Origin of the sequence: Methanoregula sp., assembly GCF_003170075.1 — an archaeon.
Classification (GTDB): domain Archaea; phylum Halobacteriota; class Methanomicrobia; order Methanomicrobiales; family Methanospirillaceae; genus Methanoregula.
The window spans coordinates 1-15,048 of sequence record NZ_PMZU01000008.1 but is presented as its reverse complement, the minus strand read 5'-3'; the positions used below and the strand labels follow the sequence as shown (position 1 = coordinate 15,048).

Genomic DNA, 15,048 nt, shown 5'->3' with positions numbered 1-15,048 from the left:
TGGGAACAGTCGTTGCCGCTGATGGCGGGGTCCTTGCATCCTTCACAGGCCAAGCCGTCACCAACAATATGCCAGCGCCTCCGACTGTTTCCTCAGCTGCCACCAATACCGCGGGGACTCTTATCACGATCAGCTTTAACAAAGCGATGGCAAACCCCACCGGCAAACAAGGACAATTCTCCTATACGGTCAATGGTGGAGCTCCCCAGGCATTTAGTACGGCGGCTCTCAATACAGACACGACCAAGATCGACCTGACTCCAACAGGCACAGCCATCATAAATGGCAATACCGTGACCGTCAGTTATACAGTGGGAACAGTCGTTGCCGTTGATGGCGGGGTCCTCGCAACCTTCGCAGGCCAAGCCGTTACCAATAATGTACCCCCGCCAGGGGCTCCGACAGTCACCGCAGCTGCAACAAATGTTACCGGGTCTACTATCACGATCAGCTTTAACAAAGCGATGGCAAACCCCGCCGGCAAACAAGCACAATTCTCCTATACGGTCAATGGTGTAGGTTCCCAGACATTCGGTGCGGCGGCTCTCAATGCAGACACGACCAAGATCGACCTGACTCCATCAGGTCAGCCCATAGCACCTGGCGATACCGTGACCGTCAATTATACACTGGGAACAGTCGTTGCCGCTGATGGCGGGGTCCTTGCATCCTTCACAGGCCAAGCCGTCACCAACAATATGCCAGCGCCTCCGACTGTTTCCTCAGCTGCCACCAATACCGCGGGGACTCTTATCACGATCAGCTTTAACAAAGCGATGGCAAACCCCGCCGGCAAACAAGGACAATTCTCCTATACGGTCGATGGTGGAGCTCCCCAGACATTCAGTGCGGCGGCTCTCAATGCAGACACGACCAAGATCGACCTGACCCCATCAGGTACGGCCATTGCATATGGCAATACCGTGAACGTCAGTTATACAGTGGGAACAGTCGTTGCCGCTGATGGAGGGGTCCTCGCAACCTTCGCAGACCAGGCTGTCACCAACAATATGGTTCCTGGACTCCCGGTCCCCGTCATCACGAGTGGTGGCGTGACGACAGGTGATGCGCCTCTTAGTGTCACCTTCAGTTCCTCGAGCTCAAGTGTTGTTAACCCAACCGCATACTCTTGGGTATTTGGTGATGGTTCCACATCGACGGTCGCGAATCCGCCAGCACATACCTTTAACCACCCGGGAGCCTACCTTGTCACTCTGTCAATAACGAATGCATCAGGCACTGGTACGTCCGCACTCTATCCCATTGTTGCAACCCAATCGGTTCCTGCCCCGGTAGCAAATACCACGATCAGCGGCAGTAGTTTCAGCATCAACCTGACCGGAAACGTCGGGAATTACACTTCCGACGCGACCAATATTTACCTGACCAATGTCACCGGTTTCTCTGAGATCATTGTGACGACGACCGGTGTCAATACATCAGGTGGGAACCTCAGCGGAACGATTACATCGGTGGAGTACATCCTGCCTAACACCACGGCACTTGTCAATGGCGCAACAATAAATTTCCAGCCCACCATTTTCGAATATGGCTGGAGTACAAGCCCGTTCCTCATTGCATTAACGATACCCAACGCGGGTGAGAATTCAACATATCAGAGTCAACTTAGTGGCTCGACCGGGTACAACCCGTTAGCGGTCATCAATATCTCCACCGGAGATTTGACTTCAGGCGGGACGCTGAACATGAGCGTGCCAATCTGGTGGTATACCAACTATGGCGGTTCGTATTCTACCGCAAGCACGAACTATCTGGCCGTGATATGGAACCACGGGGGGACGATATCCACGATTTACCCCACATGGGGACCAACTTCAGCTGATGGTCTATCCAAGTGGTTCACCATCAGCGTGCCCGGGTTCTCCACAGGTGGCATTGTCGGTGCTACATCAGCCGCCGCATCCGGCGGTGGCGGTGGTTACAATCACCAGAACACCAATAACTATGGCGGTGTCGGTGTCGGTGGCGGTGTCGGATACGTCGGTCCTGCTCCTGCTGCCGCGCTGGCAACGTCTCTGAACACAGCTACCTTTACACAGGACTCTCAAGGGCAAGTGACCCAGGATTACCAAATAAATACCGGCAACGAGGGAAGCTTCTTTGTGCCGTCGGGTACGAAGGTACTGGCGAAAGACGGGAGTGTTCTGAATTCAGTGAGCGTAACCACGATGCAATCATCTGAGGTTCCGGCGGGCGCTGGCTATACCTTTGCCGGTTATGCGGTTAGTTGTTCGCCGGATGGTGCGACCTTCACCCCGGCAATTACCCTGAAGTTCACACTGACCGCTTCCGAATGGAATACACTCCTTGCTCAGGCACAGGGAAATACCGGATATCTGGGTATCAAGGTCTATAACCCCACAACTTCATCCTGGACACGTGTGCCGACAATGGTCGATGCGAATGCCATGACCGTGAGCGCCCTGGTCAGTCACTTCAGCACCTATGGACTGTTTGTTGACACAACGCTGGCGAGCCCCAGCGCCACGACAGTACAGACCAGTGCCCCGGCAGCACCGGTAACTACTCCAGGATCCGGAGCTGCAATCCCATGGACGATGGTTATTGGCGTGATCGTCATCATCATCGTGGTTGCAGGTGCCGGGTACTACTTCTTCGGCATGAAGAAGCAAGGACTGTAATCCCATAATCCCCTTTTTATTTTTGCAGAACGCTAAAAGAGGTTCTGTCGTATCTTTCATTATTATAAGATGTAGTTCCAATTCAGCCAAGAGAAGCGCAGGCAGCTCCAGCAGGAAGAGCAATCTATCCGGACTTTCTCTCCCCCCGGGCCCGCACTCCCGTTTGGCCGGTGCCGGGGAACTCCCGTGCCAGCAGTGGACGGTCATAAGCTAGGGGTATAATGCCTTCTTCCCCGCCGGGGATTTTTGGATTTTTCTGATCCAGGTAGCAGGAACGGGAGGTTTGATAATGCTCATTGTTTCGGTTTGCCATACCTTTTACATGAAACAACTGGTTCTTCGATCCTGCAGGAGATTTGGGATTTCAGGAGAGCCCCCAATCCTTTATTTTCTCTTTTTTAGATGTTCGATCGACATTTCAGATATACGCTCCAGTGGCAGGAAGAGACGGCAATGGGACTCAAATTTGAACATTTCGATCAACCCTATAAGAAGATTATGTATAGTCTTATTATCATAATCATGTACGGATCAGATGAAAAAGAAGGTTCTTGCCGCCATTGTCATGTTCATCTGGCTTGTAGTCATCAGCGCTTTTATGCTCCTTGCCCAGCAGGTTGACCTTGAAATATTTTTTGTCCTCTGGCTGATCGGGATCCTTGTTATCGTTGAACTGGTGGATACCCGGTTCTCTCTTCCCTCCTACCTCCGGTATATAAAATACCTGGTTGCCGCCGGTATCGTTCTCTTCGGTGGCATTGTAGCCCAAAAAATACTGGAGATCCTGGCCAAATGATAATGAACAACCGGTATGTCCTCCTTGCAGGAATGGCCTTTGCAGTCATCGGGGTACTGGTATTTTTTTTCTCCAGTCCGTTACTCTATACACTGGAGCAGGATATGTTCCCGTCCCGGTTTCATGATAATGTTGACGCACTGGCGCAACAGATGCTCAACAGCACCACCGATGTGCTTCCTCTCGAGCAGGACCTGATCGGTTATACCGGACCTATTACTCTCAATATCCGGATTAAGGATATTGACGATGCACGCCGGGAACTTGAACTCTTTTCCCACAGCAACCTGAGATTAAACAACCTGATCGTCACGCTTGACATGAACCAGAGCGAGATCCAGGAATTATCACAGAGCAGTGCCCGGCAGAGAGAACTCCTGGAGGGCCTCATGAACTCTTCTATCTCACTTGACGCCCTGCAGGACCTGGAGATCCAGTACCGCGACCAGAACAATCAGGGGGGGCTCGTTGCTGTTCAACTCCAGGGCGATGCACTCCGGAAAAAGATCGAGGGATTGTATACCCAGTACAAGGCTGAAACAAAAATTGTAACGGATATCAGCGTAAAACAGGGCCTTGATGTCTCCTCCCAGGAAGAGAGCCTGAGGGAACTTGATGCATATATGAAAGAAATCAATGCGTTCCAGGAAAATCCCGCCACCCGCTCGCTCCCCATCCGCACGAGCGCCCAGCTGTCCTTCATTACCTATCCGGGCACGGGAATATACGGCGATTCGATCAAATGCTCGGGGTATCTTTTTACCATATACGGGTATCTCGCACATGGTGATCCGGGGAAAGAGGTGACCGTTTATCTCGATACTATTCCGGTATCCACCGTAACGACGGATGCACTGGGAAGCTTTGATCTCCAGGTACCGATAGAACGCATCACGGCCGGCACCCATACCCTGCATGCAGAGTCCGGTCTCACGCAGTCGGATATGCGAAGCCTGACCGTCGTCCCGGTCGATTCTGTCACGACCCTTGCGGTCAGCAATGCAACCCCCGGCGGAATCGTTTCCTGCACGGGGACGGTTCTTGCCGCAAACCGCACGGTTCGCTCTGCCCCGGTTGAGCTGGTCTGGGACGGGAGTCATGTCATTAGCACAATAACCGATGCAGATGGCAGTTTTTCGACACCACTCCGGCTCCCTGACGGTCCGCACACGGTGGTTGCCCGGTTCACCGGTGAGGGCTACCCCATCCGTCCTTCCGAGAGCGCGCCTCAGGGTGTGGTCGTGTCGATCCAGTACCTGCCGAACCTGCCGGCATTCCCGTTTATGCTGATCATTATGATCCTGCTGGTCGCCGGGATATTTACTCTCTTTACCGGTGGAGCATGGTACTACATCAGACGGATGCCCGGCAGGACAAGGCCCGTTTCTCCTGATATGACAGAACCGGCCGGCTCGTACCAGACTGCTGACATGGACAAGGTTCCCCCCCCGGAGGGAATGCCGGGTGAACCGGCCGGTGACGGTACAGCACCTGACTCCCTGTTTGCCCGGTACGCACATATCCTGCAGGAGGGGGGACTGAGTGCCGCCGCGAGAGTTGTCTATCTCGGGTTTTCCGTCCGTATCGCAAAGGACCTGCACATCCGCCAGTATACCGCCCTGACTCCCCGGGAACTCTCGCAGTCCTGCACAAAAAAACCCTACTGCGGGCCATTCTCGTCTTTTGTTCTTGTCTATGAGCGGGTCCGGTACGGGGGATACCGGTCGGCAGCCGTGCAGACCGAATTTGAGGCCGAGATGAAGAATACCGATACTCAGCTGGGAGGTGAAGATCATTAAGGCCGCATACTGGATTGTCGGGATTGTCCTTCTTATGGCTGCCCTGATCCTGGCAACGCACCTTACCTCGAATAACCTTGATTTCTCCCAGTATAATCCGGACTGGAATGGCACGTCGCGGTTCTTTTCCGACCTGGACCGTCACCATACGGTGATGGTTCAGGACAGCGCACAGCTCGCTTCTTACCGGAATAATGCCCTCCTGCTCATCATCGCACCGGAACGTTCTCCGACGGGAGCGGAGATCACGGCATACCAGGCCTTCCTGGACCGGGGAAATACCATCGTCCTTGCTGACGATTTCGGAACGGGCCGGGAAATTCTGCAGAGGATTCGCAGCCGGATCACGATCCTTGACGGAAACCTTTCCAGTATCGACCGGGAGTATGCCGACCCGTACACCATTGTCGTGTACCCGGTCGAAAATGCCAGTCCGGTGGAGAATTGCGGTGCGATCGTCATGGACCGTCCTGCGCCGCTTGACGGCGGTGAGCCCCTGGTGATGACATCCATCTTAAGCTGGGTCGATACCAACGGTGACCGGCGGATCAATATCAATGAAGTGATGGGAGAATTTCCGGTTATTTCTGCAGAAGAGATCAGCCGGGGACGGATTGTCGTCATTTCAGATCCGAGTATCTTCATCAACTCGATGCAGGACATCGGTGACAGGTGGGGTAACCGTTGTCTGCTCAATAATTTGATCCATTATAACGGCACGGTGCTCGTCGACCAGATGAACTCCCGTACCCGGGATGCGGAAGGGATGAGCGGAATATTTCATGTACTAAGAACCCAATTTATAGTAGAAGTACTGTTCTTCGGGTTCCTGGTGCTGGTTGCTGCATGGGCGTGGAGAGAGAAAATCCTGTAGGTGATGGAATGGAGGACGCTGCAAGAGAGAGCAAGATTCTGGAGATTTCCCGGTTATACGCAGCAATCAACCAGAAAGTGGAAGAGTTTGTTGTTGGCAACCGGCCCTTAATCGACTCTATTCTCATTGCCCTCCTCAGTGAAGGGCATATCCTGATCGAAGGGGTGCCGGGAACCGCAAAGACAACGATAGCAAAGTCGATCGCGATCATGACGGGATGCGAATTTAACCGCATCCAGGGCGCTATCGACCTGCAACCCGCCGATATGCTCGGGGTCCGCATCTATGACCAGCAACAAAAGGAGTTTATCCTGCGCAAGGGCCCGATCTTTACGAACATCCTCCTTGCTGATGAGATCAACCGCGTGAACCCGAAATCACAGAGTGCGTTTATCGAAGCGATGAGCGAACGACAGGCGACCATTGATGGCATCACCATGCCTCTCCCCATCCCGTTTTTTGTTATTGCAACCCAGAACCCGTTTGAATTCGAAGGCACCTTTCCGCTCATTGAAGCGCAGCGGGACCGGTTCATGCTCAGTATCAAGTCCTCGTACCTGAACTCTGATGACGAACTCAGCATCATCAGGCGGGTCCATTCCAACCAGCTTGACTGGGACTCGTATTCCCGGACAATAACACCGCTCCTCTCCCCGGAGACCATCCGGCAATATGTCGGTGTCGTCGGTAATATTACCGTTGAAGAACCGGTCCTCGCCTATATCCGGGACCTTGTCATTGCAACGCGGACGCATCCTGATATTGACCTGGGTGCATCGTCCCGTGCCTCGATTGCCCTTGTCCGTGGCGGGAAGGGCATGGCGGCGATCCGGAACCGGACCTACGTGATCCCCGATGATATCAAACAGATTGCACCCGCGGTGCTGGGCCACCGGATCCTCCTTGGCCGCGGGGCAGAGGTCGAAGGGCTTACTGTCGATCAGGTGCTCAATGAGATCTTAAACAAGGTCGAGGTGCTCTGAGCTGTGCGTCTGAAACGGTGCGCCCAGGGATTGAGCCTGCTTGCGGTTCTGTTGTTCTCGGGTGCGTTCATTCTTGATACCATGGCAGCCCTCCTTGCGGCCGGTATTCTTACGTGTGCCCTCCTGGGACAGTATCTTCTTTTCAACCGTCGTCTGTGGAGCCTCGTTTGTTCCGTTCATGCAGAGCGCTCCCTTTCGCGCTCCCTTGTCCGGAGGGGCACCACACTCCGGGTGACCACCACCATCACGGTCACGGTCCCTCCCCGCATGCAGGTGGGGATCGCCGAACGGATCCCCACGAATGTGGCAGTCCAGGACGGTGTTACGTCCCTTGCGGCAGACCCCCTGCCCACCTCCCAGACCCTCCGGCTCTCCTACCGTATAACCACGGTCATGCATGGCACGATGTATTTTTCCGGGCTCACCCTTACGGTAAACGACCTCTTTTTTGAGGATAGTATTGACCTTCTCTCTGACCGGTTCTGTGGCCCTTCCCTGGTTGTGCAGCCTGCCGGCATGTTTGAACCATCATCGAAACGTGCCACCATCGAGACCCGGGAGATTGAAAAGATGGGTGTTCTTTCCGGGCTTGGTATCCGGGCGCTCCGGGAATATTATGCCGGCGACGACCTGCGCAGGATTGACTGGAAAATTTCAGCAAAGCACGACAAGCTCTTCGTTCGGGAATACACCGGGATAATGAGCCTGCCCTCCCTGATCATCGTGGATCTGCCCTGGCGCGGTGCACCGTATCCCGCCGATGAATTTGACCGGATGGTGGCAATGGTTGCCGGGATGGTCGAATATTCCGTCAGGACGTACCAGTACGTCTCGGTTCTTCTGGTCTCCGGGCCCAACATCCTCCATCTCATGGCAGATGAGAAAGATCTCGAACACTGCATATCGGTACTGCGGGAGTGGATGCACCCGGCCGAACGCACGGTCCATTTCTACCGCGCTGCTGACAGGTCTGACCTGCGCAGCCAGATCCACGCGATCGAAACAGCGCAGGAGAGAACCCCTGATGCCGAAACGCTCCGGTTCCTCGGCTCGCTCCACGCGTATTACGGAACAACGCTCCAGAACCAGAAGATGTACGCATTTACCGCCCAGATCATCCGGGCCCTGTCCTCAATTACGACGGATGAGGTGGTCCTCTTCTCGCTGTTTTCCGGTGACATCAGTCATATCCGGCAGATCGCGAAACAGGCCAAAACAGCAAAAATCCGGGTACATATCCGGATGCCGGGCAGCGTAGAACCCCACACCCGTGCATTCTACCAGGCCCGGCTCGGCGCCGATACTGTGGAGGCATTTGCATGAACCGCGCTTTTTTAAAACCCGGCCTTTTTTTGCTTATGGCCCTCGGCGCTCTTGGTGCCGCGGTTTCCAGTCATTCACCGGCAGGCTATCTGTGTGTCCTCCTCCTTATCCCCACCGGGGGTTTCCTTTTTGCAGCCCACACCTGGCACGGAAGGATCTTCTATCTTGTCTGCAGCGGCGAACTCCTTGTTATTGCCTGCGGGGCACTGATGATCTGGGCGGGACTGTTTACGGCATGGATGCTTGCCGGGGTTGTTCTTCTGGACCTGGGGATGCTTGAAGGAAAAGAGGATGTGAACGTGTTCATTCTCTTCTGTTGTGTCACGCTGTTTCTTGTTGCCGGTATGCAGCTGTCAAACCACGTGCTCGTGCCGCTCCTTCTGCTTGCAGCCGGGACCGGTCTTGTGCTGTTCTTCCAGGACATCCGTAATTACCAGTTGAGGAAAAAGTATACCGGAGCTGGATCGTGAACCTCCCCCGGCTTAACCCGTATTACCGCGCCTCCCTGGTACTGATCGGCGCTGCGGTGATCCTTATTACTCTGGCAATTGTCACCAACCAGCGGGACATTACGACGGCGGCTGTGGTCCTGTCCGCCCTGGTATGCCTGGTCACCGGTGTCTTTCTTGCTACCCTGTCAAGCGGCGAACCGCTTGATGTCCGGTACGTGAGCCTGCTTCCGGTCCAGGGCAGTATCAATCTTGCCCGGCTCGGCGCCGATCTCGGGATCTCGGGAAATGCTGTCATGCTCCCTGCAGGAAAGGACGGCCGGATCCGTACCGTGCAGTTCAACCCGGTCTCGGACTATGACGGGGAAGCCGTCCCGGTCTCCGGGAATTCGTTTGTAGCAGGACCGGATGCTGCCGGTCTTGTGACCGTGCCGTCCGGTGAGCCGCTCTTCCTTGAGCTCCGGAAGCAGCACCAGCTTGCCATACCCCCGGACCCGGATGCCCTTCCCGATCTCATCCGCGAAGTCGGCGTGGACCTCCTTGAGGTTGCGGACCGGGTGAGAACCGAGCAGGAGGAGCGCACGGTTACTGTGACGATGGAAGGTTACCGGTTGATTGGCGGGTGCATGGCCCTCGCCACGGAATCCCCGCGCTGCTGCAGTACCCACCCCTGCCCGGTCTGCAGCCTGATTGCCTGTCTCCTGGCCGAGGGGCTGGGTACGGTCGTGCAGGTGGAGCGCTGCAGTCCGGATGCCGGGCAGCAGTCGGTGACGGCAGTCTTTTGTCTCTTACCGTCACGGTGATCTGACGGTAATCCAGAGGTGCAGGTCGCGGTAGCTCTGGTTGATCCGGTCCATGCCCTGGACCCGGTCGCCAGGTACGGTCTCGTTAAAGAGCAAAAATTCGATGCGGTTGTAGGTTGTCTTTTTTGCGGTGAAACTGTAGGGAATAACGAGAGTCTGGTTATCAGGGACCGGCACCTTAAACCGGTCAATCCGGTCCATTGCCTTCAGCGCAGAGGTATTTGTTTTCTCATCAAACGTCATGGATTCAAGGTAGGTCTCGACCGTGTACGTGATGTTTTTGTATTCATGGTTCCCGATACCGATATACATCGAGCTGTTCGTTCCTGTCATGATCTCTGAGGGATAATCTGCAGCCTTCTGGTTAGTACCAAGGATAAAAAATTCCGTAAACTTCTCCCCCTCTTTTGGCACGACAATGACGTAGACGGTTGTTGCGACAGCGGCAACGATTGCGATAATGAGCACGATGGAGAGTATGCGGTCGAGACGGCCGGTCTCTTTGGGAAAAAATTCCCGTATTACTGCCTGCCGGAGTGCACTAAACGGGACCGTAAAGCGTTCCGCGGCCGGGACGCATGCCCTCCGGTACTGGGCTGCAAGACACATGCCGATCGTGAAGATCGCAAGACTGATCACAATCGGGTCAAGCCGTATCCCCCAGGGCGTATAGTTGAGCGCAAGGCCGATGAGCGGTACCACGGCGATGGAGAGCCCGAATGAAAGGGCAATGCGTTCGATCCCGCCAAGGTCTTTTGCGGCAGGGAAGAGCGCGGCAATCAGGGCGTAACCGGGAATGAACAGGATGACCGGAACCCCGAAGACCACCCGGAGGAATGTCTCGTTTACGACAGGGAGATATATCGAGAGGATGGCTCCTGCGAGCCAGACATAGCATGCTGCGATATCATACGGGACCTTATGGGTAGCGAATGCTTCGATGATCGTGTCGTACGGCTGCTGCATCCGCTCCATGTATTATGGTTGGTTGTCCGTGGTAGTATTTGTGTCTAGCGCACTCCTGACGGGACACCGTATTCTGCCCGGGAAAAAGACCGGTCCGGAGTGCGGGTGATCCTGCCGGTATGCAGGATCATGAAACTGCCCGGTTTACCCTGCGGGACACTTCAGGGCCCTGCTTTTTGTGAGCGTTAATATGCTCTTTTTACACCCGGTTTTACCTGCACCCTTCTTACCATACATCCCTCCGGACACTCTCCGGGGCTTTGGGAACGCCCCCGCCTTTGTGGCGACCCCGGTAATGCGATAATCCTTCAGAAGGTAAAGGGGGAAGCGATCAAAGAAATTCCCTGGCAGGTACTGCAAAGCAATCGCAGGCGCAAGGGGCGGGTCAGGGAAGGGGAGAGACACGGTCGCCCCTTGATTGTGATCGGTTCTGATACCGTTAATCCATCTGAAATTCGAACTTTTTTCAAGGCGGATACGGGTATATTTATTATAGTGGATTTCAATCGTTAAGAGAGTGTAATTCTCGTAGTTCAAAGGGGATTATACCCTTTTTTAATTCCTTCCATCTTTTATCGGGTTGTATTCTTCGTTCGTCGGCATTGACACCGGCAAAAAATAATGAACAGGTTATACCAGGACCTGCGACGGTTCTGGTTTCCCTGTTCTTAAAACAGAGGCCGGCCGGGCGAAGCATCGCCTTGATATCACCCCGTAAACGTAGTGCGACCACCTGTCGCACTAAAAATTGGTTGATGAATTCAGGATGTGGCTGACAGCGGGGATGCTGATCTGGTTTTGGAATTCCTCAGAATATCCGTCCGGAAAGCTCACACGGGTGATATCGGGGGAGAAGTCGGGGTTGATAAACGGGGCAAACCAGTACTGGTTCAGGACCTTTTGTGCGTCGGCAAACGAGAGCGCAGGGGTTTTCATCATAACCGTGCCATTGTGCTCCTGTACTGAGGCAAAGCCATGTACGACGAACTGCGACTCTCCTGAATTGGCAACAAGTACATCAACGGATTTTTTATAATTGTTCTCCAGCGCTTTCTGAAGCTCCACGCCGGGATCTGCAATATGCAGGAAGACTGCGAAATTCTCGAACCATGAGAGTTCATAGGTAAAGGTGATGACAGCATCATCATTCTGTTGCACCGCGATATCAAGACTCTTTGCCGTGAACGCCTGTGCAGGGCATATAAAAAAACAGATAACAAGGATAAGGATACCGGTCAGAATGAGTGTACGCTTCATAGAGGATCACGTTCACGAACGTATGGGGGGTTCTGTGTAATAATGTTTCTGATAATTGGAATTTTACAAGGGGGTACAGGAATGTATCCGAAATCATTACAGTGTTGGTGCTCCCATGCGGCCATGATTCAAGCTCATCTGCGATCAAACAGCGGCGTTACCCGGCACCGGATCCATGCATATGCGATGAACGAATCTCGCACCAAATTTTTAACGTTTTGATCGTTTTGCACGAGAGGACTCCGAGGATACAAGACAAATGTACCATGGAGTCGGGTTTGGTGCTGTTGCTTTGGCGGGACTTACCTTGAGGTGATGCAGTCGGAACACTTCAATGTTGATTATTCGGCCATCCCCCAGACGCAACAAAAAAGCTCCCGGTGTTGGTTGGTCATAATCTCGAATTTTATACTGCGTGATCACTATATCTTTTTCTCGATAGACACCCAAGGCTGAAAACAGAGGAGGACAGATCTACAAAAATGGACGACCCGGAACTTGGCAGTGACGAGAGGGTGCTCGCCCGGGCGCACATGGTCCGTATCAAATCGGTATTGTTTGAGGCGGTGCTCACCAGCAAGCGGATTATCTTAGTAGACAAGATCAAAAGTCGTATTCCCACGAAAAATATCCTGCTTACAACAATAAAAGACGTCAAACCGGGTGAAAATGCCATCCGCGATCAGGTTACCACGTTCACGATTCTCACGAATGCCGGCGATACCCGACAGATAGTCCTCACCTTTTCGCGCGAAGGTGGAGGAAACCGGAAGAAGGAACGGGACGAATGGATCCGGTTGATTAATGACCATCTCACTTCCCCGGTCGCGCAGGTTATCCGTAAAGTCATCCCCAACCGCGAACCGGCACCAAAGGCCGCTGAACATGCGGCGGTGCCGAAGATCAAAGTCGTAGGCTCTCCCATTGCACCGGCACCGGGACACTCCCCTGGCAGGTACTGCACCCGGTGCGGGAAACGGGTGCCGGACGGCGCAGGGTTTTGCAGCTACTGCGGCACGAAGATCACTGTGCCGGATAACGTGCCTCCGGCACCGGTGCCTAAACCCCCGGCCGTCACTATAAAAAAGGAGCGCCCAATCGACCGGGAGATACAGTTTGTTGAGTCGTTTATCAGAAGATCTGGGGAAAACGTGCCGGCAGATCCGTTGAGGGTAGTTTTGCCCCATCCCGCCGCCAGAACACCTGCACCGCAGCCGGTGACCCCGGCTTTGATCCCTGCAAAACCGGCAGGAGAGCGGTTCATTTTGCAGCCATCCTCACCCAAAGGAGTCCGTCCCACGCCTCCCGAGCCGGGGCATATGACGACCGCCGCACCGCGGGAGCCCCGGAGACCGAAAAATAAAAAGAAGGTGGTTATCTCTATCGGGATCATCGTGATCGTCCTTGTCATCGTGGCAGCGGTCGTGCTCGTACTGCCAAAGGTTATGAGCGGGACCGCGAGCGCACCGTCGTCCAGCATGGCCGGCACGCCAGTGACCGCGACGCTTGCTTCTGCTAAAATTGCGGCACCGAAAGTGACACTGTCGGCAACGGTCACGTTACAGTCTCAGCAGACACCCGAGGCACAAATACCAGATACCTGCGCGAAAATCGGGGGTGTCATCTGTTCCGCACGCGAGACCTGTTCAGGACGCATGGTCAACACCACGGATTCATCGAGATGTTGTGCAGGTACCTGTTCCGTCCCCTCTTCATAAAATACACCCTCCCAGGAAAAAATTACCCCACCACAGGTCACCCGGGTTACATTAGAAGTATCAAACTACGGTGAGAATAGTGGATGCATGCTCTGTCAGGTACATGAGACCTCCCCCCGCGAACACCGCCAGCCGGATCCATATCGAATTTACTCCGGGGAAGCGCTCGATTTTCCTGCATCTGCCCCGGTATCCGGCTCTGCATTTATGGGCGGCTCGCGGCAGATCGAGACGATCCTGCCGATCCTTTCCGGCAAAGTCCGGCGGGTCATTGTCGCCAATGCAGTTTTGGTGAGCACGCGTGCAACCGTACCTGCTGCCATGCAGGGCTAATCCTAAAATATATCGAGCCGAATATCCTTGATGGTACAGGATACGCAAAGCATTGAAGAACTGTCCGCATCGCCGGCATTTTTACCGGTCGCGGCACCGGTCCTTGCAGCGTATAAAAAAGAACATCCCCTGGTGAAGGTGGTCCTCGTGAACCGTAACGGGAAAATTATTGCGGAGAGCCCATGAAGATCGTTGGTGTCGGGTGCGGGCCGGGCATGATTACGGAGCAGGCGGCACTGACGATAAAAGCAGCACGGTTTATCTACGGTTCCAGCCGCGCCATCGAAATCGTGAAAAAACTGATCCCGAAGGACTGCACCGTCAGATTCATCAGCAATTACCGGAACCTTTCCCAGCTGCCGGAGAACGCAGTCGTTCTCTCAACCGGGGACCCCATGCTCGCCGGTCTCGGGTACCTGCCCGGCGAGGTGGTGCCCGGCATCTCGTCCCTCCAGGTCGCTGCCGCCCGACTGCATATCCCCCTCTCCCAGATTGCCGTGATCGTCGCCCACGGGCATGGCCACGAAAAGGCGATGCAGGAGACCGTCGAGGAAATCAGGCGGGAAAAAATTGTTTTTCTCATCGCGGATCCAAAATTTGATGTGACAGAACTCTACCGGCGCCTCTTCGCGATGGGGCTCTCTGTGCCGGTGAAGATTACCGTCTGTGAAAACCTCGGGTATCCCGACGAACGGATTGTAACCGACGACCTGCTTGCCCCGCCCCTGCCGGATGGGGATCTCTATTCGCTCGTGATCGGCCATTTTGAACCACCGGCAAATGGTGAGAAACGACAACCCCGGCAGGGAACAACAGAGAAAACCTGACAAAGATTTTTCTTTTATGCCCCTCCACCATTGATCCGGCAGATGGTTATGGACAAGACAACAAAAACCCAGTTCAGTTACCTGTTCTTTATCGCAGGCCTTATCATGCTGATCATCCCGGAACTTAATGGTCTCGGATTCGTGCCCTACGATATCCGGCAATATTTTTCGGCGATTTTCTACCCGGGGATTGTCTGCGTGGTGATCGGCTACTGGCTGAGATAAACAGCACATTCTTTTTTTTAGGTGATTAGGTA

Annotated in this window: 16 protein-coding genes; 13 read left to right on the top strand and 3 right to left on the bottom strand. The window is 54.2% G+C overall.

Features of this window, described 5'->3' with window-relative positions:
- From QZN75_RS00585 to QZN75_RS00550, 8 genes are all read left to right on the top strand, one after another.
- Positions 1 to 2,663 (top strand): S-layer family protein (locus QZN75_RS00585; protein WP_292423374.1); only part of this gene is annotated, 2,663 nt, incomplete at its 5' end.
- 535 nt (positions 2,664 to 3,198) lie between these two features.
- Positions 3,199 to 3,459, top strand: coding sequence for a hypothetical protein (locus QZN75_RS00580; RefSeq protein ID WP_292423371.1), 261 nt, complete (start codon positions 3,199 to 3,201; stop codon positions 3,457 to 3,459).
- Entirely contained in the window at positions 3,456 to 5,258 is a 1,803-nt protein-coding gene (locus QZN75_RS00575; protein WP_292423369.1) for a carboxypeptidase-like regulatory domain-containing protein, read from the top strand. Before QZN75_RS00580 ends, QZN75_RS00575 begins: the two co-directional genes overlap by 4 nt.
- Positions 5,245 to 6,132 carry a DUF4350 domain-containing protein gene (locus QZN75_RS00570; protein WP_292423366.1) on the top strand — a complete coding sequence of 296 codons (888 nt, stop codon included), beginning with the start codon at positions 5,245 to 5,247 and terminating at the stop codon, positions 6,130 to 6,132. The genes QZN75_RS00575 and QZN75_RS00570 overlap by 14 nt, the downstream gene beginning before the upstream one ends.
- An 8-nt stretch (positions 6,133 to 6,140) precedes the next feature.
- Positions 6,141 to 7,115, top strand: a complete 975-nt coding sequence (locus tag QZN75_RS00565) for a MoxR family ATPase (RefSeq protein ID WP_292423363.1) — start codon at positions 6,141 to 6,143, stop codon at positions 7,113 to 7,115.
- Positions 7,116 to 7,118: 3 nt separating this feature from the next.
- Positions 7,119 to 8,438: a DUF58 domain-containing protein gene (locus tag QZN75_RS00560; protein ID WP_292423360.1), complete on the top strand. Its 1,320-nt coding sequence runs from the start codon at positions 7,119 to 7,121 to the stop codon at positions 8,436 to 8,438.
- Entirely contained in the window at positions 8,435 to 8,908 is a 474-nt protein-coding gene (locus QZN75_RS00555) for a hypothetical protein (RefSeq protein ID WP_292423358.1), read from the top strand. The genes QZN75_RS00560 and QZN75_RS00555 overlap by 4 nt, the downstream gene beginning before the upstream one ends.
- On the top strand, positions 8,905 to 9,690 hold the full coding sequence (locus QZN75_RS00550) for a hypothetical protein (RefSeq protein WP_292423356.1): 786 nt from the start codon (positions 8,905 to 8,907) through the stop codon (positions 9,688 to 9,690). The genes QZN75_RS00555 and QZN75_RS00550 overlap by 4 nt, the downstream gene beginning before the upstream one ends.
- On the opposite strand, the gene QZN75_RS00545 is transcribed toward QZN75_RS00550, so the two are convergent.
- The 3 genes from QZN75_RS00545 to QZN75_RS00535 form a co-directional block, all read right to left on the bottom strand.
- Positions 9,682 to 10,665 carry a DUF1616 domain-containing protein gene (locus tag QZN75_RS00545; RefSeq protein ID WP_292423353.1) on the bottom strand — a complete coding sequence of 328 codons (984 nt, stop codon included), beginning with the start codon at positions 10,663 to 10,665 and terminating at the stop codon, positions 9,682 to 9,684. The two genes, QZN75_RS00550 and QZN75_RS00545, sit on opposite strands and share 9 nt — an antisense overlap.
- Positions 10,666 to 10,800: 135 nt before the next feature.
- Entirely contained in the window at positions 10,801 to 11,193 is a 393-nt protein-coding gene (locus QZN75_RS00540; RefSeq protein ID WP_292423349.1) for a hypothetical protein, read from the bottom strand.
- A gap of 204 nt (positions 11,194 to 11,397) precedes the next feature.
- Positions 11,398 to 11,913: a hypothetical protein gene (locus tag QZN75_RS00535; protein WP_292423346.1), complete on the bottom strand. Its 516-nt coding sequence runs from the start codon at positions 11,911 to 11,913 to the stop codon at positions 11,398 to 11,400.
- Between the two features lie 482 nt (positions 11,914 to 12,395).
- Between QZN75_RS00535 and QZN75_RS00530 the strand changes: the two genes are divergently transcribed.
- The 5 genes from QZN75_RS00530 (at position 12,396) to QZN75_RS00510 (ending at position 15,016) form a co-directional block, all read left to right on the top strand.
- Positions 12,396 to 13,631 (top strand): zinc ribbon domain-containing protein, encoded by a 1,236-nt coding sequence (locus tag QZN75_RS00530; protein WP_292423342.1) that lies wholly within the window; start codon positions 12,396 to 12,398, stop codon positions 13,629 to 13,631.
- An 87-nt stretch (positions 13,632 to 13,718) separates the two neighbouring features.
- Positions 13,719 to 13,964, top strand: a complete 246-nt coding sequence (locus tag QZN75_RS00525; RefSeq protein WP_292423339.1) for a hypothetical protein — start codon at positions 13,719 to 13,721, stop codon at positions 13,962 to 13,964.
- 30 nt (positions 13,965 to 13,994) lie between these two features.
- A complete protein-coding gene (locus QZN75_RS00520) occupies positions 13,995 to 14,150 on the top strand; it encodes a hypothetical protein (RefSeq protein WP_292423336.1) in 156 nt (51 codons plus the stop codon).
- Entirely contained in the window at positions 14,147 to 14,791 is a 645-nt protein-coding gene (locus QZN75_RS00515; protein WP_292423334.1) for a cobalt-precorrin-7 (C(5))-methyltransferase, read from the top strand. The genes QZN75_RS00520 and QZN75_RS00515 overlap by 4 nt, the downstream gene beginning before the upstream one ends.
- 48 nt (positions 14,792 to 14,839) lie before the next feature.
- A complete protein-coding gene (locus QZN75_RS00510) occupies positions 14,840 to 15,016 on the top strand; it encodes a hypothetical protein (RefSeq protein WP_292423332.1) in 177 nt (58 codons plus the stop codon).
- Positions 15,017 to 15,048 lie beyond the last annotated feature (32 nt).

Excerpts from the sequence above, each read along its gene's own strand:
- QZN75_RS00510 (WP_292423332.1), top strand. The coding sequence starts at position 14,840 with ATGGACAAGACAACAAAAACCCAGTTCAGTTACCTGTTCTTTATCGCA.
- QZN75_RS00555 (WP_292423358.1), top strand. The coding sequence starts at position 8,435 with ATGAACCGCGCTTTTTTAAAACCCGGCCTTTTTTTGCTTATGGCCCTC.
- QZN75_RS00535 (WP_292423346.1), bottom strand. The coding sequence starts at position 11,913 with ATGAAGCGTACACTCATTCTGACCGGTATCCTTATCCTTGTTATCTGT.
- QZN75_RS00515 (WP_292423334.1), top strand. The coding sequence starts at position 14,147 with ATGAAGATCGTTGGTGTCGGGTGCGGGCCGGGCATGATTACGGAGCAG.
- QZN75_RS00545 (WP_292423353.1), bottom strand. The coding sequence starts at position 10,665 with ATGGAGCGGATGCAGCAGCCGTACGACACGATCATCGAAGCATTCGCT.
- QZN75_RS00565 (WP_292423363.1), top strand. The coding sequence starts at position 6,141 with ATGGAGGACGCTGCAAGAGAGAGCAAGATTCTGGAGATTTCCCGGTTA.
- QZN75_RS00580 (WP_292423371.1), top strand. The coding sequence starts at position 3,199 with ATGAAAAAGAAGGTTCTTGCCGCCATTGTCATGTTCATCTGGCTTGTA.
- QZN75_RS00530 (WP_292423342.1), top strand. The coding sequence starts at position 12,396 with ATGGACGACCCGGAACTTGGCAGTGACGAGAGGGTGCTCGCCCGGGCG.
- QZN75_RS00525 (WP_292423339.1), top strand. The coding sequence starts at position 13,719 with ATGCTCTGTCAGGTACATGAGACCTCCCCCCGCGAACACCGCCAGCCG.
- QZN75_RS00520 (WP_292423336.1), top strand. The coding sequence starts at position 13,995 with ATGGTACAGGATACGCAAAGCATTGAAGAACTGTCCGCATCGCCGGCA.
- QZN75_RS00575 (WP_292423369.1), top strand. The coding sequence starts at position 3,456 with ATGATAATGAACAACCGGTATGTCCTCCTTGCAGGAATGGCCTTTGCA.